We start from the raw sequence: 18,139 nt of genomic DNA, 5'->3' as shown, positions 1-18,139 counted from the left end.
ATTATGAATTCACTATAAATGATAATGGTTGTATGGAGTTATCCGATTCCCACCATCTACGGTAAGGATGAGCAGGGTCGTTGAGACATGAATTTGCGACCAAAATATTCGAGTACTTCTCTAGCCATTCATCAGGTAATTTTGGCACTTCAAGGCCGTTAATATTGTCTTGGATAATAAACTTCGGGTAATCGTTAAGCGCGCATTTGTCGTTTAAATAGTCTGAAAGTGGAGAATAGAACCAAACAAGGAACTTAAGATGGTTTAAATATGGGTCCGCATCTTTAAGGAATTGTTCAGAGCACACAAGCATAACAACTTTACCATCAAGCAGTGCTCGTCTGAATGCTCTAATAATGTCCTCAACTGTCTGAGCCAAAGGTTCAAAATAGTACAATCTATTTTCAGGGTAATCTTCAGTTGGTTTTGTTACGCGAATACTCTCACCCACGAGAGAAAGTCGCTCTGGGGTATTATTGGCCACATCACAGGTTCCACATGACTTTATAGGCATGTACCCATTTAGTTGGTAACTCTTTTGCAAGATTCCGCAAAGTTTGGCTTGGCCATTTATCCAACTCAATAAGTAATTTATTCGCTGGCGTTCAATAGCAATTTCACGCCAGCGATGGGGTTCGACAATACTCTCCCATGTTTCTTCAATAATATGTCGATCATGCAAAGTTTCAACTAAAACCTTACCTGAAAAATCTTCCCAAAAAGCAGGCTGTTCTTCCTTGTCACTCGGCATATCTGACAGTTCTGGATAGGAAAGCCGAATGAGGCCTGCACGCTGCATCATCAACAGTGTTTTCCAGTTCCAGATTTCATTAGCGTCAGTATTCCGCTCGATATGGCTCGCCTGAGTGCTAACGCGAACTTGATAAATGCCTTCTGACACTTCACTTCTGTGACTCCACATAGATTGCCAACGTACATAACCAATTTCTGTACTGATTTTTTTATTTTGGCTTTGACGGTTCAACTGCTTCGCATGGTAAATCACTTCACAATAAGCCGCTTTACCATCGCGCCCACTACGACCAATTTCTTGATAGAACGAATCGATATTTTCACTGATGCCCGCATGAATAATCGTTCGCACATCACTTTTATCCATACCAACACCAAAGGCTGAAGTCGCAACGACAATATCGACACCATTTTCGCTCCAATCACGAATGATACGATTTCTTTCCTTGTCGTTAGTGTCACCGGTAAATAGGCGAAGTCGCGCTATCTCCAGTGCAGTTAAGCGATTATAAAGGTCAGCACAATCAGCTTTTGTGGCACCATACACAATTAGAGGTTTAGGGCTAGACAATACCTTGCCGATGATATCGTCAAAATAGGTATCCTCAGTCACTTTTGTCTTCTGCGTAATCAACTCTGGGCGTAGAAATGCACCATTAACTAAAACAGGATGTTTCCCTGGATGACCAAAGAGTGTATTGATGGTTGTTAGTGTCTGCTCGGAGAATGTCGCTGAAAGGAAAACTGTTCTAAACACTCCGCCCATCTGTCTTAATGAATTCAAAAAGGCGCCTACTTTTTGAAACTCAGGGCGAAACGACTCTCCCCAAGTATCAATAAGGTGAGCTTCATCAAAAATCACATTCTTCAGTTTTCCCGATTTTGTCACTTTAAATAGTGTTGGTAGGAGTCCGCCAACCATCGACTCAGGAGAGATAAACAACACCCTTTGTTGACCAGACAAAATATCCGCTTTTATGCGAGTTTTCAAATCCGGTTTCAGATCGCCACGCCAAGCATATTCTGATGCTGTAGGAAAACCTATGTTTTTGACAAAGGATGTCATTCTTCTAGCCTGATCTAATGCTAGGGCTGTAGTTGGCACAACAACGACGCTTAACTCATCAGTTTTTGAAAATGCGGTCAGGGTCTCTGTCACTAGGGTTTTTCCGCACCCTGTTGGCAGATTAATGATAATCGTAGCTCCAGACTCTGAAGAGAGTGCAGTCCTCACAGCTTCCTGCTGAGCTTGACATGTATAAGTCGAATACGGCAAGTTTAAGTTTTTCAGGATCGGGTCATGCGCCGGCTCTACGGAGTAGCGCTTTTTATTCAGAGCATAAACTGGCTTTATATACTTTGACAAAGCCCCGAGATCCAGAACTACTGACATTGATGCTGCATCAAACTTCAACCCACATTTCAGAGCAATCTTAAACTGCTCTGTGGTCGGTCTGATCCCGAAGAAAAGGCTAGATTCGTTACCCTTGTTATCGCCAGCGAGCAAATCTTTAACCAAATACCAAAACTCATTTAAACTCAAATCGGAAGAGTCTAAAGCACGCAATAATCGATTCTTAAACTGCGTGTCATTGAACACTTCAATGTTGCTGACGAGTTCCGATTTTTTCTCTGTTGGATAAAACTCCCAAAAGCGCATTACGAAAGCCCTCCAATGAGGAGTACATACTTGATAGTTAAAAGCGTGGCTTTTGCACTAATATTTTCAGTCAATTCTGCGCCTTCATAAAATGCTTGAACAGCATCTGTTTTACTGGATTCATAAGCCGCATCCAATGCAGCATTAAAGCGTGTTTTATCTATCTGCTTTTCGATTAAAGCCCAAATATCAACCAACTCCTGTTCACCTGAGATTGTAATATTGGTGTCTTTATAATTGACTGGTTGCTCTCCATGATACATGCGAGTACCACGCTTACTGTATGGGGAGGTAATTAGCGTATTGATGATCGGAGTTGTTTCTACCTGGCCAGTTTCTGTATACACAGCAGAAGTCACTGTAGGAGGCGCCACAGAGTCTAATGCAATTTGCTCTGATTTCGATAAACTTTCTGCTTCAACTAACCATTGAGGGATGAAAAACAATTTCGGCTCAATGTTTCCGCCTATTTGACGGATTATCGCACTGCTATTGCCAAACGGAGATGATTTTGAAACATCCGCAATAGCATCTACAAATGGTTGACCATACCGTAAAGGGTAGCTTCCATTTTCAACACAACGCCTTCTCGAAAACGATAATGCGCGAGTCACGGGAGCTATGTAAGACGAAGACTCAAAGTCTATGCCTACAATACACTTACTTAGCAGGGTGGATGACCGCAACTTGGTTCTTCCTGACTGGAAGCGAAAACGGTACAAATCTTCGCCTTCTTTTTGCCTGTCAAAGAGAATCCCCTCTGTAATCCATTTACTTAGTGCATTCGACTCTTCAAAAACTTCGTCAGATTCGCGCAGTTGGATTAAGATTTTTGCTGCTTTTTCAGCATCAAGATCAACCGTCGCCAATTTCGCGATAATCTCTCGATTTCGATAGATCTCTTTTGTGCATATTTGCAAGTCACCAATCGCATACTCTAGGGCGGCGTAACCTTTCTCACGAATATCCGGCCAGATCTGCTGCTCTAACTTCTGGTCTATCTCATCTTGAATATTGGCGCGATAGTATTCGAAACAGCCTACCCCCTCTTTCAACACTTCAATCCACTTGCTATAAAAAGTGTCTCGTTCGGGGGCTAAAATAAAGGTATCAATGGGGCTAACACCTGTAGATAAAGCACTATAGCGATTCAACCGCCCATTTCGCTGTTCTAATCGGCTAAGCAAAAGAGGCATACTGTAATGAACTGACAGACGCTTTTTACCTTGCAGGTTTAAACCATCTTCCCCTTTTTCATCACATACTAAGACGCGTATTTGATCATCTGAGTTGAACTCGATAGCCTCTTTGTTACCATGCTTTTCGACAGCCACATTTAGCTGCGCGGATAAATACTCGAATACGTTGTCCGCAGTTTGTTTTTCACCACAGAAAATTACTGCTTTGCCGTCTTCATTTGCAGTTAGCCATTCATCTACTGCCTTGCTCAGCGCCGCATTTTTTTGAACTTGCTCATCATCGGCCTGTGCCAACATGTGCAGCCAATGTTCAACTTCAATCTCTGATAACTCATTTTTTGCCAGATACGCTCTAATTTTGCCCGCGAAGCACAATGGGCTTGTCAACAAAGCCTCTGACCATTGTTTAAAGTCAGAGACGGATAGTGTGAGAAATGACCCGTGATCAAAAATGGCTTCACTACGGTATTGCTCAAAAAGTTCATCCAGATAAGCGCCCTCTTCCGGCGCGCACCAATTAATCAACTCAGCTGGATTTAACCCTGGGAAGAGAGTCTCTATTTCACCGCGTTGGGTCGTTTCGAAGCCCGTTGCACGTGAATTTCGCAACATTTTGTAATCGTAGAGATACTTTCTTCCCAGATGATCAGCAAGTGCTTTGATCGCTCGGTCACGAGCAACTGAGTCTACTTCCTCAGCGAACATATCCACCAACGGTCTCAATACAACGCTAAGCTGATACAAATCATCGTCTTTTAAATCAAAGCTTTCGAGATCATCCAGCGCACTATCTATCAAACCATCATCATTTTCTGGCTTGAAGAGACGGTAAATTTCTCTGAATCGCCCCTGTTGAGGTAAGGTCTGATTAAATGTTTCTATTGCTTTGTCGTTAAGCGGAAAATGTTGATGATTGAGCAGATGCAGAAGAGCAAAATATGCTGATTTGTGACCAGCCATTGGTGTTCCTGTCAATAGCAAGGTGATCTCTGCTTGATGCGAAAGTTCAGCAATTGCACCAAACTGCGTAGTTTCCTTAAACCTACCGCTGAAAGGGAAGCTTGAAATCTGGTGTGCTTCATCCACAACAACCATTGAAGGGACATCTGAGTACATCAGTGCTTCGGTAAAAGAACAAATATGGATTTTAGGTTCTATATTGTCAGGATTCGTATTTAGCAGATCGCCAAGATGGAATCGCGTTGATAGTTCTGTTTGCCATTGTCCAACCAAGGAGGAAGGGACCAAAATCAACACACGACTATCATGCCCACGCTCAAGGACATGTTGACGAATGATAAAACCGGCTTCGATTGTCTTCCCTAAGCCTACCTCATCACATAACAAGTATTTTTTTTCTGCGTCTTTGAGCACTTCGTAGACAACGGCAAGTTGGTGCTTCTCTAACTCCACGGAACTTGAAATCAGTGAAGATATAGAACGACAAGATCGTCTTTGTTCATAATAGGCTTGATAGAATGCTGATAACGCCCCGCAAATATACGGAGATGACGTTGCTTGTCCTTTTAGATATGCATATGGATTGTATTCGTTTTCTGGGTGAGCATTTGGGACAAACAACTCAGAAAAGTCGAAAACATCGCGTAGGTTACTGGAGAAGGTGACCAACGCCTGACGGCCTGGCCTTTCACCATCATAGTGACCAATTTTCCATGTTTGCGAATTAGGAAACTGAACGAAAACTTCTGCTCTAACCCCCAAAGATGTAACAGCCTTAAGATCACATAAAGCCACGTCAATAACATTTGCATAAGGGGTCAAGGGAGAACAAAAAAAACCTACAGATGCAGTCATCGAGTTTGAATCGATAGACTTAACCTTGCCTATTCCTTTGAAAACGTTGGAAGTAACAACTAAAGCGCCAACAAATAATTCTGACATAATATCAATCACTTAAAATGAATTCCGTATCAAAAAAGCTTATCTCAGAGAACTAAATCCGACTTATCATTTCGAAGTTGTACCTGTGCTGTTCAAGTACTCATCTAAACCACGCTTCCTCAATAAGCAAGATGGGCAATCACCACATCCATCACCTATAACGCCGTTATAACAGGTTAACGTTTCATTACGGATTAGATCTAAACTTTGGTATTTATCAGCAAGTGCCCATGTTTCAGCCTTATTTAACCACATCAGCGGAGTAGAGATAGTAATATCCCTATCCATCCCTTTACACAAAGCCTCTTGCATAGATTTAACAAATTCATCTCGACAATCTGGATAGCCAGAAAAATCAGTCTCACATACCCCTGTGATAACGACATCGGCACCAACTTGATATGCATAAATCCCAGCAAGAGTTAAAAATAAAATATTACGGCCAGGAACAAATGTATTTGGCAATCCATTTTCCATAAGCTCATGTGAAACAAGGATATTATCTCTGGTCAAAGCCGATATCGCTAACTCATTAAGCATTGTCACATCTAGTACTTTATGGCTGGCTACATTTAGCTTTTTAGCTAAATTTTTGGCCACTTCAATTTCTTCACTATGTCTTTGTCCATAATTAAACGTTATGGCATGAACCTCTTTATAAAGGGTTAATGCTTGAACCAAGCATGTTGTGGAGTCTTGACCACCACTAAAGACAATAATCGCTTTATCCATAAAAACCTCGAATCCAATAAGAACTACATACTAAACATATCATTTTAATTAAAGCTAAATAAGTAGAATTTTTAGCAATTTACAACTATCGACTAAAATTTTGAACATACAATCTTTGTTCTATGATTTACGATCTTTAATCCTTTCTATACCTCAATGGTGTACTTCACAATTCTCTCGACTTTTTTATGTTTAAAAAGCTAAGTTCTGGTCAGTAATATTTCCTGTGTTGGAAAGAATAAGGGGATACCTTAAAAATAATTAAGACATGGAATACAAATGACGTTTATTTGAACTCTTGATATAACAAGTTGTGATGGCCGATGAAATGGAACTTTATCTATCCATGCTGATGGACAGAAATATTTATCAGGGGAGTTGAACGCTCAACCTGGCAACCTGAATGACCTTAAGAATATAATCAAAACGAAGACAATCTTTTAAATTTAATAATCAATAGCATAGGTTGTTTTTCAGCGATTTTCACAAAAAGATTGTCTTCGTTTAATTCCAATTGTCTTCGTTTTAATTCCAAGCTTACAACTAAACCGCTTGGCCTGCTGCAACGCCAGATGACCAGGCCCATTGAAAATTAAACCCACCTAACCAACCACTTACATCCATTACCTCACCAATAAAGTACAATCCAGGAACGTTTTTAGCTTCCATGGTTTTAGACGATAGCTCGTTGGTATCAACGCCACCGAGGGTGACTTCTGCGGTGCGATAACCTTCGGTGCCATTCATGATAATTGACCAGTTATTTAAACTTGCAGCGAGTTGTTCACGCTCGCCGTGGCCGAGTTGGTTTAAGGCTTTATCCAATTGTGTTTCTTCAAATAAGGCTTCAACTAAACGTTTAGGTAACCAATGGCTTAGGGTGTTGCGAAGGCTTTGTTTAGGGTGGTTTTTAAGCGCAAGTTCAATTTTTTCTAGCGCATTTTCACCTGGAAGTAGATTGATTGAAATGGCTTCACCAGCTTGCCAATAGTTTGAAATTTGCAGTACTGCTGGGCCAGATAAACCGCGATGGGTAAACAATAATGCTTCGCTAAATTGCGTGCCATCTTGTGCGGTGATAGTTGCAGGCACAGCGATACCCGATAATGCTTCAAACCGCACCTTTTGATCAGCATGCCAAGTAAAAGGCACTAAACCGGCACTGGTCGGTAATACGGTTAAACCAAATTGCTCTGCGAGTTTATAACCATAAGGTGTGGCACCAAGTTTAGGCATGGATAAACCGCCTGTCGCCACCACTAAAGACTGGCAGCTTAGCTCGCCATTACTGGTGGTTAACAAAAAGCCGTTGTCGGTTTTATTTACTGACAAAATCTCTGTACGCAGCTTAATCTTAACCCCTGCCCACTCGCATTCGGTCATTAACATAGTAACGATGTCTTTGGCTGAGTCGTTGCAAAATAACTGACCATGATCGCGTTCATGATATTCAATCCCATGGCGTTCAACTAACTCAATAAAATCGCTTGAGCGATAACGTGCTAGCGCCGATTTAACAAAATGCGGATTGCCGCAAATAAACTGGTGGGGTTCGACTTTTTGATTGGTGAAGTTACAACGCCCACCACCGCTGATCAAAATTTTGCGACCTGCCTGTTTTGCGTTATCTAGCACTAATACATCACGACCTCGATAGCCCGCGGTTGCAGCACACATTAACCCTGCCGCGCCGGCGCCGATGATGATTACGTCATGATGTTTCACGCTTTACTCCACACAAATTAAGTGACTCAATTATCTTTAAGAATACATGCAAAAAAGGATGCTATTTTAGCATCCTTTTGATTATGTATTCACAGTTTACTTTACCCTTTAGGCGCACTATTTCTTGAGTGTCTCAGACTTTTTGTCACGACTGAGTAGCTCTTTTGCTGCCTCAACGGGGGCTTTACCCTGGTATAGCACTTGATAGATTTGCTCAGTGATGGGCATTTCTACCCCTAGACGTTTGGCTAAAGTGAACACTTCTTTGGTATTACGATAACCTTCAACCACTTGGCCAATTTCTTCTTGTGCGGTGATCACGTCTTTGCCTTGGCCTAATGCCAAACCAAATCGGCGATTACGCGACTGATTGTCGGTACATGTTAGTACTAAATCACCTAAACCGGCCATACCGATAAAAGTTGAGGCATCAGCGCCTAGTGCTTCACCTAAGCGGCTCAACTCAACAAGTCCACGGGTAATTAATGCCGTACGCGCATTGGCACCAAAGCCGATACCATCAGACATACCTGCACCAATGGCAATCACGTTTTTAACGGCGCCGCCTAACTGTAAACCAGTAAAGTCGTCGTTGGCATAAACTCGCAATCGTTTTGGGCTGTGGAGCAACTCGACTAGGTCGTGAGTAAACTGAGGACAAGTACCTGCAACCGAAATGGCAGTAGGTAAACCCGCGGCTAATTCTTTAGCAAAAGTAGGTCCAGACAAGACCGCTAATGGGTATTGCTCACCTAACTGTTCACGTGCAACGTCTTGTAATAAGCGGCCGGTTTCAGGCTCTAGCCCTTTGGTGGCCCACACAATACGAGCGTCGTCGCGCAATAACGGTTTGGCCTGCTTGAGCACATCACCAAAAACATGGCTGGGCACTACCACTAAAATATTTTTACTGGCGGCAAGTGCTTTGCCTAAATCTGGTTCGATTGCCAAACAATCCGGAAACGAAATTCCCGGTAAAAACCGTTCGTTACAACGATTATCTGCCAACACTTTCATGCTTTGAGGATCGTGCCCCCAAAGTAAAGTCTTATGGCCGTTGCTCGCCAAAGAAATAGCAAGGGCGGTGCCATAAGACCCCGCCCCTAATACCGTAATTTCGGCAGTGCTACTCATAAATTATGCTGTAGCTTCTTCAGTTGCAGCAGCTTGGCGCTGTTGAACATACTGAGCAAATAGCGCGTCAAAGTTTACTGGCGCTAAGTTTAATTGCGGGAACGTACCGCGGCCTACTAAGTTGCTCACTAATTCACGTGCGTATGGAAACAACACGTTAGGGCAGTATGCACCTAAAGAATGAGCAAGTTGTGGCTCAGTTAAACCAGAGATAGAGAAGATACCAGCTTGTTGAACTTCACATAAGAATGCTGTTTCTTCGCCATTTTTAGCGGTAACAGTGAGTGATAAAATCACTTCAAATGTGTCGTCAGTTAGCTTGTTGCTACGAGTATCAAGATCTAATTTTACTTCTGGGTTCCATTCTTTTTGGAAAACAGCAGGGCTGTTTGGCGTTTCAAAAGACAAATCCTTTGTATAAATACGCTGAATGTTGAACTGTGGTGCTTGTGCTTCGTTGTTTGCGACTTCAGCCATAATTTCCTACCTATATGTGTTATTTAGCTTTTCTTTGCAGCTAATTGTGTTGGGCTTTCGCAACTAATAATCTATCGATTGACCTATCGTTAGTGCTATCCCGTAAAGTTGATTTTGCTAAAACCTCAACAAAATCTTGTTGATAAACAGTGTTAGCGCATTCCCAATTCGTTAACACTGTGTATATTTAGTAACGCATTTAACGCTTACTTTTAACTACGGGTAAATTTGCACCCTGCCATTCGCCCATGCCACCTTTTAGGTTAAACACGTTTTCAAAACCTTGTTTAATAAGGAGTTGAGCTGCTTGTGACGATGTCATACCTGAGTTACATACCATTATAATGGGGCTGTTTTTGTACTTTTCAAGGCTTGTGACTTGATTATTTTTAATTTCTGACAAGGTCACGTTTACAGCATCGACTATATGACCCTTCTTAAATTCTTCTTTGCCGCGAACATCAATCACTTTGGCATCTTGCTTGTTAACCATCATGGTTAATTCTTGATTACCGACGTTTTTAACTTTTGATGTACCCGATTTAATGACACTCACAACTAGCGCCACAAACAAACCTACCCACGCTAAACTTAACATTGGATTAGCTTTAAAAAATTCCATGTACTCTTGCATAATTACTGATTTCTCTGAAAATGACTAAGATGAGATGCCACCGAGTATATCGTTTTGCTTGGTAGTTTTCATTAGTGAAACACCTAAATAACGTGTTTATTCGTGAGCCGCACCACTTTAATGGATGCTTTAGTTATATCTTGAAAGCTATATGCCTTTTGCACGCTATCGATAAGTAGTAATATTCATACAATTGAAATTTTATAACACTTCTATTTTTAACTTAAAAGGTACTTGCAAATGACCAAAAAACGTCCTTTAGCATTACTTATCCTCGATGGCTGGGGTTACCGTGAAGAACCGCAAGACAATGCGGTTTTTCATGCAAACACGCCCGTTTTAGATAAGCTAAATGCCCAATATCCTCACAGCTTAATTTCAGGTTCTGGTATCGATGTGGGTTTACCAGACGGCCAAATGGGTAACTCTGAGGTTGGCCACATCAATATCGGATCTGGCCGTATTGTGTATCAAGAACTGACTCGCATTAGCAAAGCCATCGCTGATAATGAGTTTGAAAAAAACCAAGCGCTTTGTGACGCTGTAGACAAGGCTATTGCTGCTAGTGGCGCCGTTCACATCATGGGGTTATTGTCTCCAGGTGGCGTACACAGCCACGAAGAGCACATTGAGGCTATGTGCCGTATGGCTGTTGAGCGTGGCGCAACTAAAGTGTATTTACATGCATTTTTAGATGGTCGCGACACGCCGCCACGCAGTGCAAAAAACAGCTTAATACATTTTGATGAACTGTTCGCGTCATTGGGTCATGGCCGCACAGCCTCAATTATTGGTCGTTATTTTGCCATGGACCGAGATAACCGCTGGGATCGCGTGTCGCAAGCCTATGAATTAATCACAGAAGGCAAAGGCAAGTTTAGCTACAGCAGCGCCCCTGAAGCCCTAGAAGCGGCTTATGCTCGTGATGAAAACGATGAGTTTGTATCGGCGTCGACTATCACCGATGGCCAAGGTCAAGTTGCTGAATTAAACGACAACGATGCTCTGATCTTTATGAATTTCCGTGCCGACCGTGCTCGCCAAATTACCCGCTGCTTTGTCAACCCAGACTTTGATGGTTTTGTTCGTAATAAAACCCCAAAAGTCGATTTTGTGATGCTAACTGAATACGCCGGTGACATAAACGCAGCAGTAGCTTATCCATCTGAAGACTTAGTCAACACCTTTGGTGAAACACTTCAAAACCAAGGTAAAACTCAGCTACGTATTTCAGAAACAGAAAAGTACGCTCACGTAACGTTCTTTTTTAACGGTGGCAAAGAAGAGCCGTTTGAAGGTGAAGATCGAATTTTAATTCAATCGCCTAAAGTGGCAACATACGACTTACAGCCTGAAATGAGCTCAACAGAGCTTACCGATAAGCTCGTTGCCGCAATTGAGTCATGCAAATATGATGTGATTATTTGTAACTACCCAAATGGCGACATGGTTGGTCACACGGGTAATTTTGATGCTGCGGTTAAAGCTTGCGAGGCTGTAGATGCCTGTATTGGCCGTGTAGTTGATGCGTTAGCGAAAGTCGATGGTGAATGCTTAATTACAGCTGACCACGGTAACGCTGAACAGATGACAGATCCATCAACTGGACAAGCTCATACAGCACATACAAGCGAGTTAGTACCATTTATTTATGTAGGACGTGACGCCGCAATAAAAGATGGTGGACGCTTGAGCGATATCGCGCCAACTATGTTAACCTTGATGGGCCAAAGCATCCCGAAAGAAATGAGCGGGCGCTGTATCATTGACCTTAAAGAGTAAACATTAACTCGTGATAACTCGTTTATTTGTTAAAGCCAGCATTTTTGCTGGCTTTCTAATCCTATCATTTACAGCAAACAGTGCTGATTTGGCTTCTCGCCAATCGGCTTTAAAATCTATTCAAGCACAAATTAACCAACAGCAAAACTCACTAAAAGATACTGCAAAACAACGAGAAAAGTTAATTGCGCTACTAAAAAGTGACGAGCAAGCCATCGCTAAAGCTGCCCAAAAAGTGAATCAATCTCAAACATCACTTGCTGCCGTAAATAGCAAATTGCGCGAATTAGACAAACAACAAATTGAACTCGCAGCGCTCAAAAGTAGCCAACAAGAGACACTATCAAAACAACTTTCCAGTGCGTATCTTGCCGGAAATCATGATTACACAAAAATGATGTTAAGCCAGCAAAACCCTGCAACCGTTGAGCGTATGCTCGCTTATTATCAGTTTTTAAATAACGCTCGCATTAGCGCAATTAAACAACTAAAAAAGACCAGTGTTGATTTAGATAAAGTGAAGCAACAACAGGTGGCGTCACAACAAAAGCTCAATGCCTTAGTCATCGAGCAAAAAAAGCAAGCGCAACAACTGTCTAAAGAACAAGGACAACGTAAGCAAACACTCACCCAGCTGCAGCGTACATTATCAAGTAAAGGCGCTGAGCTCGAGCAACTCCAAATAGAAGAAGCCAGTTTAAAGCGGATTGTTCAGCAGGCCATGGTAACTGCTCAGGCGAACCCAACAATGGACGGATTAGCCAATCAACGCGGCAAGTTAAGGTGGCCAACTAAAGGCCGTATGAGTAAACGGTTTGGCAGTAGCCGTTCAGGACAAATCGTCTGGAAAGGTAGCGTATTAGCGGCTCCTGAAGGACAAAATATTCATGCAGTTGCATCTGGAAAAGTGATTTATGCTGACTGGCTTCGTGGGTTTGGTATGGTGTTGGTGATCGATCATGGTAAGGGTTACATGAGCCTTTACGGTCACGCACAAACCTTATTAAAACAACCTGGTGATATGGTTAAAAGTGGCGATTCAATCGCGTTAGTGGGCAGCTCGGGTGGGCAAAGCGAACCAGGCCTGTATTTTGAAATACGCAATAAAGGCAAAGCGGTCGACCCAGCCTATTATTGTCGCTAGTGGTACTATTAGTGACTTCTGGGTTTAAATAGCACTGTATCAAGCCTGTTAGGTGTGTCTATAATCGGTTTGTTAGCATGATATTAATAACTATAACTCTTAAAAAGATAAGCTAAATTGTGCGAATTCTATTAATTTCTTTCATTTACTTATGCGGTTTATTACCCGCAAATGCAGCCAAACTAGCCATTATTATCGACGATATTGGTTATAGACTCACTGACGAAGCAGCCTTAACATTGCCCGCAAATATCACCTTGTCAGTACTGCCTCATACACCACTCGGACAAAAGCTTGCCAGTGACGGCCATAAAAAAGGCCACGAAATCATGCTGCATCTGCCCATGCAAGCATTGAACGGTAAAGCTTTAGGCCCTGGAGGGTTAACCAATGACATGAGTGAGACACAATTAAAACAACAAATGCAATCCGCGTTTACAAGCATCCCTTTTGCCAAAGGGGCCAATAACCATATGGGAAGCCTATTAACCCAAATGGATGAGCCTATGCTTTGGGTTATGCAGAGTTTAAAACAACAACAATTATTTTTTGTCGACAGTGTGACAACTAAATACACCAAAGCAAGCGACACCGCCAATCAATTAGGGGTTCCGTTATTAAGAAGGCATGTGTTTTTAGATAATGACGTTAGCCAAAGAGGGTTAGAAAAACAATTCAACCTCATGATAGCGCGAACAAAACAGCAAGGTAAATTAGTTGCTATTGCTCACCCTTATCCTGAAACCATTCGATTTTTACGTACAAATTTGGCTCGTTTAGAAGCCAATGGCATAACTTTGGTTCAAACATCACAATTGTTTGATGACATCAACATTGCCAACTCGAGTCATGCTAATCCAGCTGCAACACTGAAATAGATAAATCTGGCAACGTAGCTAAAATATCTGAGCGGTTTTCGACAATATCAGCCAAAGTGTATTTGTCGAGCACAGCTAAATACGCAGCAACAGCCTGAGCTAATACACCTTTTAACTTACAAACAGGCGTAAAGCGGCAATATGGTGATTCACAATCAATGGGGGCCAGCGAATGCTCTAAGTCACGCACAAGTTGCCCTAAATTAAGCTCATTTGCCGTTTTTGCGAGCTTAAACCCACCACTTTTACCACGAATAGTCTGCAAATAGCCTAACTTGCCTAACTGATGAATTATTTTTGCTACGTGATTTGATGACAAATCAAATACGCTAGTCACTTCTGCAATTCTAAACAAACTTTCTCGCTCAGGTTGCACCGCGAGATACATTAAAATACGAATACCAAAATCAGTATAGCGAGTCAGTTGCATGGTTTTAAATCACTCAAATAGATAATAGGCAAAGATTAACATGTTGAAGACTCTAAATCAGTGATCAACCATAAAGCTTGCTCATTTGTCGTACCACAAACATCAATACTGGCAGCAAACTCTCCACACACGTCAGGCCGCTCTGGCTGACCGAAGATTTTACATAAATTGTCGTCATTTAATTGCGCACAACGCACACCAGCTGGTTTGCCATTTGGCATGCCAGGTATGGGACTTGTAATAGAAGGCGCAATGCAACATGCACCACAGCCTAAACGGCAATTCATAACATACTCCGCAGGTTAAACAGTTCATTATATTTAAACTGCATTATAGATACACTTTTTATAATGTTGATCATCAAACATATTGAACCATCCTGCAACAGCAGATTATCTCAAATGATGGCTGAAACAAATTATATCGACGTATATTAGATCACACTTTTAGTTATCAAGCATTAAATCGCTGAGCGGCATAATGGTACATTACTCTCTACTATTGAATAAGGAAATCACCTATGAAACGTCCTGTCATTCTCGATTGCGATCCTGGCCATGATGATGCCATCTCACTCATTTTGGCATTAAGCTCAGACAAGCTTGATGTACTTGCTGTAACAACCAGTGCGGGTAACCAAACACCAGATAAAACCTTAAACAATGCCTTACGCGTACTCACCTTACTAGGCCGACATGATATACCCGTGGCAGGAGGAGCACCTAAACCTTTAGCGCGCGAATTAATTATTGCAGATAACGTCCACGGTGAATCAGGCCTTGATGGACCCAAATTACCCGACCCAGCATTTGAACCCGTCAAGCAAACAGCCATTGAATTAATGGCAGAAAAAGTGCGAAACAGCCCACAACCTGTCACGCTTGTACCAACAGGCCCTTTAACCAATATTGCGTTGTTTTTAGCAACACATCCTGAATTACACCATAATATTGATAGCATCGTATTAATGGGCGGAGCAGCTGGAGTCGGCAATTGGACCCCAGCCGCTGAGTTTAATATTTTTGTCGATCCAGAAGCGGCTGATATGGTGTTTAAAACAGGTATTCCTATCGTAATGTGTGGGCTTGATGTTACGCATGAAGCCCAAATCATGGATGAAGATATCGAACGTATAAGAGCCATTAGCAACCCTGTCGCTCAATGTGTTGCTGAGCTACTCGATTTCTTTATGATTTATCATCGTGATCCTAAATGGGGATTCACCGGAGCACCACTGCATGACCCATGCACAATAGCCTGGCTGTTAAATCCATCGTTATTTACAACCGTTGATTGTTGGGTTGGCGTTGAAACCAAAGGTGAACACACTCAAGGTATGACGGTTGTAGACCGTTATCAATTAACAGGAAGACCTCATAATGCAAAAGTGTTGTTTAATATTAACCGCACAGGATTTGTCGATTTTATTGTTGAACGCCTAAACGATTACTAAGCCAATAATGTCATGTAGATACAAACACCTGCATAACAAAGGATAATCATGAGCATTTTATTAGTTGTCGGTAGCGCTAATGCCGATCATGTACTCACGTTTGATAAGTTGCCAAAGGCTGGTCAAACCCTCATTTGTCAACAATATCGGCTTGAACTAGGCGGTAAAGGAGCTAATCAAGCCGTCGCAGCGGCTCGACTTCGAAATAAAGGACAAAACATAAGCTTTATATCTTCACTCGGTGACGACGCAAACGCGTCAATGATGCGTAATGCCTGGGCTGTAGATGGTATCGATATTGAAGGATGCTACCAAATAGCGAATCAAAGCACAGGTACAGCGATGATTTTTGTTAATCAACAAGGTGAAAATAGCATTGGCGTTGTACCCGGAGCCAATGCCAACCTTTCTTCAGAACACTTTCAACAACAGCGGGCTAAATTTGAACAAGCAAATTATATGTTAATTCAGCTAGAAACTTCATTAGAAAGTGTTCAAGCGGCATTACAACTCGCAAGACAACATCAATGCATCAACATACTCAACCCTGCACCCGCAGCTGTATTGAGTAAAGAAATACTCAGCTTAGTCGACATTATTACGCCTAATGAAACAGAAGCATTTGCATTAACAGGCGTAGAGGTCATCGATCAATTAAGCGCTTCTAAAGCAGCAGACTATTTCCATCAACAAGGTATCGATAAAGTTGTTATTACTCTAGGAAGTAAAGGCGCCTATCTCAGTGATCAAGGTAAAGGGCAAATAATACCCGCACCGATAGTCAACGCTATAGATACTGTCGCTGCAGGAGATACATTTAATGGCGCATTAATGGTGGCATTAGATGAGGGTAAAAATCTACAAGAAGCAGTCATTTTTGCTAATAAAGCATCATCTATAGCGGTTACCCGCCATGGTGCGCAAAGCAGTATTCCATACCGAGATCAGCTGAATAATTGATATCAAGTTCGATACAACAAAGAGTCTAGCCAGAATGACGAGGCATTTTTTCATTGCTTATCCTGAAAGTAGTCACCGGTAGTGAAGTATGACAAGCCGCCTGCGGTACGTATATAGTGCAGCAAACTGCATTTCCACGAAATGGATATTAAAATTTCTAATACGAAAAAGGCCTTTGCATTGCTGCAAAGGCCTTCATCTTAAGTTGGCGGAGCGGACGTTGCTTGCAATAAGAGTGAACCCGCGCCCCCCGGCGTGACAGGCCGCTATCTCTGTTAAAAAGCCTTAACCAACTGAACTACCGCTCTATCTTTAGTCTTTTCGCCTGTGTTAAATACGAAAAAAGCCTTTGCATTGCTGCAAAGGCCTTCATCTTAAGTTGGCGGAGCGGACGTTGCTTGCAATAAGAGGGAACCCGCGCCCCCCGGCGTGATACCAATTATGATTGAAATGTGATCTAATAACAGCACAACATTCAACCCCGTTTATGCATGAAAACGTTAACCTACCAAGAAATACTCAATTACGCTAAACAAGAGAAAAAAGCTAATAAGAGGATCCGCTTATTAGCCGTTGCGATGTTTATGCAAATTAATAATCGCTCAGAAGTCGCCAGGCGCTTAAATGTCAGCCGTCGAAGTGTGAATGATTGGGTATCAAGCTTCTTGAACCAAGGTTTAGTGAGGAATGCTGTCGTGCATGGAATACATTCATTGAGTGCAAGGACAGGGTAAAAAGATTGTGTCACAGAGATTGGGCTAAACTGGGAAGTCTTTAATCGTAATTGGTATAACGGTCATTTACAGTGGCTTCTGATATTTGCTTCAAGTGCTGCCTCATTGCATCTTGATTAACAAAAGGCGTAACTAGGGCTTCTGTTGCACCGGTTGCGGGGCAAATTGCGCCAAAAAGATAAGCGTACTCAAATTGTTGTTGCCTCACCGATCTTGGTCGAGAGCCTTTTGGAGCCCAAAGTCTGGTTGTTGTATTTTGTTGGCCAAATCGCGCTTCGTCTTGAAACCAAATATCAACGCGATCAAAAGGAACATGGACTGGGAGTATATCGATCGCTTTATTTTGCAGTTTTTTTAAAGGTTTCTTGAGCCTCATCAGATTGCTTGGGATGCTTAGAACGACTGGTTATCCAACTAAACCCCAGCTTATGCAATAACCAATAAATATGTGAATGGCTATACGAGACATCGTATTTTGAGGTGATAAATTCCTGAATATCCCGTGCGGTTAAGCGGCCACCTTTGGTGGAATGTGCCGCATC

The 18,139-nt window shown here is 42.1% G+C and carries 15 protein-coding genes and 1 pseudogene; 6 read left to right on the top strand and 10 right to left on the bottom strand.

The window, feature by feature from the left end; translation table 11 throughout:
• Position 1: 1 nt before the first annotated feature.
• From dpdF to IEW93_RS19275, 7 genes are all read right to left on the bottom strand, one after another.
• On the bottom strand, positions 2 to 2,413 hold the full coding sequence (dpdF, locus tag IEW93_RS19305; protein ID WP_188740872.1) for a protein DpdF: 2,412 nt from the start codon (positions 2,411 to 2,413) through the stop codon (positions 2 to 4).
• Positions 2,413 to 5,514: a protein DpdE gene (dpdE, locus tag IEW93_RS19300; protein ID WP_188740871.1), complete on the bottom strand. Its 3,102-nt coding sequence runs from the start codon at positions 5,512 to 5,514 to the stop codon at positions 2,413 to 2,415. The genes dpdF and dpdE overlap by 1 nt, the downstream gene beginning before the upstream one ends.
• A gap of 66 nt (positions 5,515 to 5,580) precedes the next feature.
• Positions 5,581 to 6,246, bottom strand: coding sequence for a 7-cyano-7-deazaguanine synthase QueC (gene queC / locus IEW93_RS19295; protein WP_188740870.1), 666 nt, complete (start codon positions 6,244 to 6,246; stop codon positions 5,581 to 5,583).
• 543 nt (positions 6,247 to 6,789) lie between these two features.
• Positions 6,790 to 7,971 (bottom strand): BaiN/RdsA family NAD(P)/FAD-dependent oxidoreductase, encoded by a 1,182-nt coding sequence (locus IEW93_RS19290; RefSeq protein WP_188740869.1) that lies wholly within the window; start codon positions 7,969 to 7,971, stop codon positions 6,790 to 6,792.
• Positions 7,972 to 8,088: 117 nt separating this feature from the next.
• Positions 8,089 to 9,105, bottom strand: a complete 1,017-nt coding sequence (gene gpsA / locus IEW93_RS19285) for an NAD(P)H-dependent glycerol-3-phosphate dehydrogenase (RefSeq protein WP_188740868.1) — start codon at positions 9,103 to 9,105, stop codon at positions 8,089 to 8,091.
• Between the two features lie 3 nt (positions 9,106 to 9,108).
• Positions 9,109 to 9,582: a protein-export chaperone SecB gene (gene secB, locus IEW93_RS19280; protein WP_188740867.1), complete on the bottom strand. Its 474-nt coding sequence runs from the start codon at positions 9,580 to 9,582 to the stop codon at positions 9,109 to 9,111.
• Between the two features lie 199 nt (positions 9,583 to 9,781).
• Positions 9,782 to 10,216, bottom strand: a complete 435-nt coding sequence (locus IEW93_RS19275) for a rhodanese-like domain-containing protein (RefSeq protein ID WP_188740866.1) — start codon at positions 10,214 to 10,216, stop codon at positions 9,782 to 9,784.
• A 240-nt stretch (positions 10,217 to 10,456) separates the two neighbouring features.
• Here IEW93_RS19275 and gpmM point away from each other — a divergent pair, with 240 nt between their 5' ends.
• The 3 genes from gpmM (at position 10,457) to IEW93_RS19260 (ending at position 14,020) form a co-directional block, all read left to right on the top strand.
• Positions 10,457 to 11,998, top strand: a complete 1,542-nt coding sequence (gpmM, locus tag IEW93_RS19270) for a 2,3-bisphosphoglycerate-independent phosphoglycerate mutase (protein WP_188740865.1) — start codon at positions 10,457 to 10,459, stop codon at positions 11,996 to 11,998.
• A 10-nt stretch (positions 11,999 to 12,008) separates the two neighbouring features.
• On the top strand, positions 12,009 to 13,142 hold the full coding sequence (locus IEW93_RS19265) for a murein hydrolase activator EnvC family protein (protein ID WP_188740864.1): 1,134 nt from the start codon (positions 12,009 to 12,011) through the stop codon (positions 13,140 to 13,142).
• 119 nt (positions 13,143 to 13,261) lie between these two features.
• Positions 13,262 to 14,020, top strand: coding sequence for a divergent polysaccharide deacetylase family protein (locus IEW93_RS19260; RefSeq protein WP_188740863.1), 759 nt, complete (start codon positions 13,262 to 13,264; stop codon positions 14,018 to 14,020).
• Here the strand turns inward: IEW93_RS19260 and IEW93_RS19255 are convergent.
• Together IEW93_RS19255 and IEW93_RS19250 are read right to left on the bottom strand one after the other, a co-directional pair.
• Positions 13,995 to 14,450 (bottom strand): Rrf2 family transcriptional regulator, encoded by a 456-nt coding sequence (locus IEW93_RS19255; RefSeq protein ID WP_188740862.1) that lies wholly within the window; start codon positions 14,448 to 14,450, stop codon positions 13,995 to 13,997. The genes IEW93_RS19260 and IEW93_RS19255 overlap by 26 nt on opposite strands.
• Positions 14,451 to 14,485: 35 nt before the next feature.
• Positions 14,486 to 14,737: a YkgJ family cysteine cluster protein gene (locus IEW93_RS19250; protein ID WP_188740861.1), complete on the bottom strand. Its 252-nt coding sequence runs from the start codon at positions 14,735 to 14,737 to the stop codon at positions 14,486 to 14,488.
• Between the two features lie 233 nt (positions 14,738 to 14,970).
• On the opposite strand from IEW93_RS19250, the gene rihA reads away from it, so the two are divergent.
• The 3 genes from rihA (at position 14,971) to IEW93_RS19235 (ending at position 17,597) form a co-directional block, all read left to right on the top strand.
• A complete protein-coding gene (gene rihA, locus IEW93_RS19245; RefSeq protein WP_188740860.1) occupies positions 14,971 to 15,903 on the top strand; it encodes a pyrimidine-specific ribonucleoside hydrolase RihA in 933 nt (310 codons plus the stop codon).
• Between the two features lie 48 nt (positions 15,904 to 15,951).
• Positions 15,952 to 16,863: a ribokinase gene (rbsK, locus tag IEW93_RS19240; RefSeq protein ID WP_188740859.1), complete on the top strand. Its 912-nt coding sequence runs from the start codon at positions 15,952 to 15,954 to the stop codon at positions 16,861 to 16,863.
• Positions 16,864 to 17,354: 491 nt separating this feature from the next.
• A complete protein-coding gene (locus IEW93_RS19235; RefSeq protein ID WP_188740858.1) occupies positions 17,355 to 17,597 on the top strand; it encodes a helix-turn-helix domain-containing protein in 243 nt (80 codons plus the stop codon).
• A 55-nt stretch (positions 17,598 to 17,652) separates the two neighbouring features.
• Here IEW93_RS19235 and IEW93_RS22100 read toward each other — a convergent pair.
• A pseudogene (locus IEW93_RS22100) lies at positions 17,653 to 18,139 on the bottom strand (IS630 family transposase); the annotation flags it as partial.

The sequence above is a fragment of the Shewanella inventionis genome (genome assembly GCF_014641855.1).
Lineage (GTDB): Bacteria > Pseudomonadota > Gammaproteobacteria > Enterobacterales > Shewanellaceae > Shewanella > Shewanella inventionis.
Note: the sequence above shows the minus strand (reverse complement) of the source record. Positions and strands in the feature narration are given on the sequence as shown.

What these genes read in the sequence shown, in the direction of transcription:
- rbsK (WP_188740859.1), top strand. Translation starts at nt 15,952, where the DNA reads ATGAGCATTTTATTAGTTGTCGGTAGCGCTAATGCCGATCATGTACTC.
- IEW93_RS19250 (WP_188740861.1), bottom strand. Translation starts at nt 14,737, where the DNA reads ATGAATTGCCGTTTAGGCTGTGGTGCATGTTGCATTGCGCCTTCTATT.
- IEW93_RS19275 (WP_188740866.1), bottom strand. Translation starts at nt 10,216, where the DNA reads ATGCAAGAGTACATGGAATTTTTTAAAGCTAATCCAATGTTAAGTTTA.
- IEW93_RS19255 (WP_188740862.1), bottom strand. Translation starts at nt 14,450, where the DNA reads ATGCAACTGACTCGCTATACTGATTTTGGTATTCGTATTTTAATGTAT.
- dpdE (WP_188740871.1), bottom strand. Translation starts at nt 5,514, where the DNA reads ATGTCAGAATTATTTGTTGGCGCTTTAGTTGTTACTTCCAACGTTTTC.
- gpsA (WP_188740868.1), bottom strand. Translation starts at nt 9,105, where the DNA reads ATGAGTAGCACTGCCGAAATTACGGTATTAGGGGCGGGGTCTTATGGC.
- dpdF (WP_188740872.1), bottom strand. Translation starts at nt 2,413, where the DNA reads ATGCGCTTTTGGGAGTTTTATCCAACAGAGAAAAAATCGGAACTCGTC.
- queC (WP_188740870.1), bottom strand. Translation starts at nt 6,246, where the DNA reads ATGGATAAAGCGATTATTGTCTTTAGTGGTGGTCAAGACTCCACAACA.
- gpmM (WP_188740865.1), top strand. Translation starts at nt 10,457, where the DNA reads ATGACCAAAAAACGTCCTTTAGCATTACTTATCCTCGATGGCTGGGGT.
- rihA (WP_188740860.1), top strand. Translation starts at nt 14,971, where the DNA reads ATGAAACGTCCTGTCATTCTCGATTGCGATCCTGGCCATGATGATGCC.
- IEW93_RS19235 (WP_188740858.1), top strand. Translation starts at nt 17,355, where the DNA reads ATGAAAACGTTAACCTACCAAGAAATACTCAATTACGCTAAACAAGAG.
- secB (WP_188740867.1), bottom strand. Translation starts at nt 9,582, where the DNA reads ATGGCTGAAGTCGCAAACAACGAAGCACAAGCACCACAGTTCAACATT.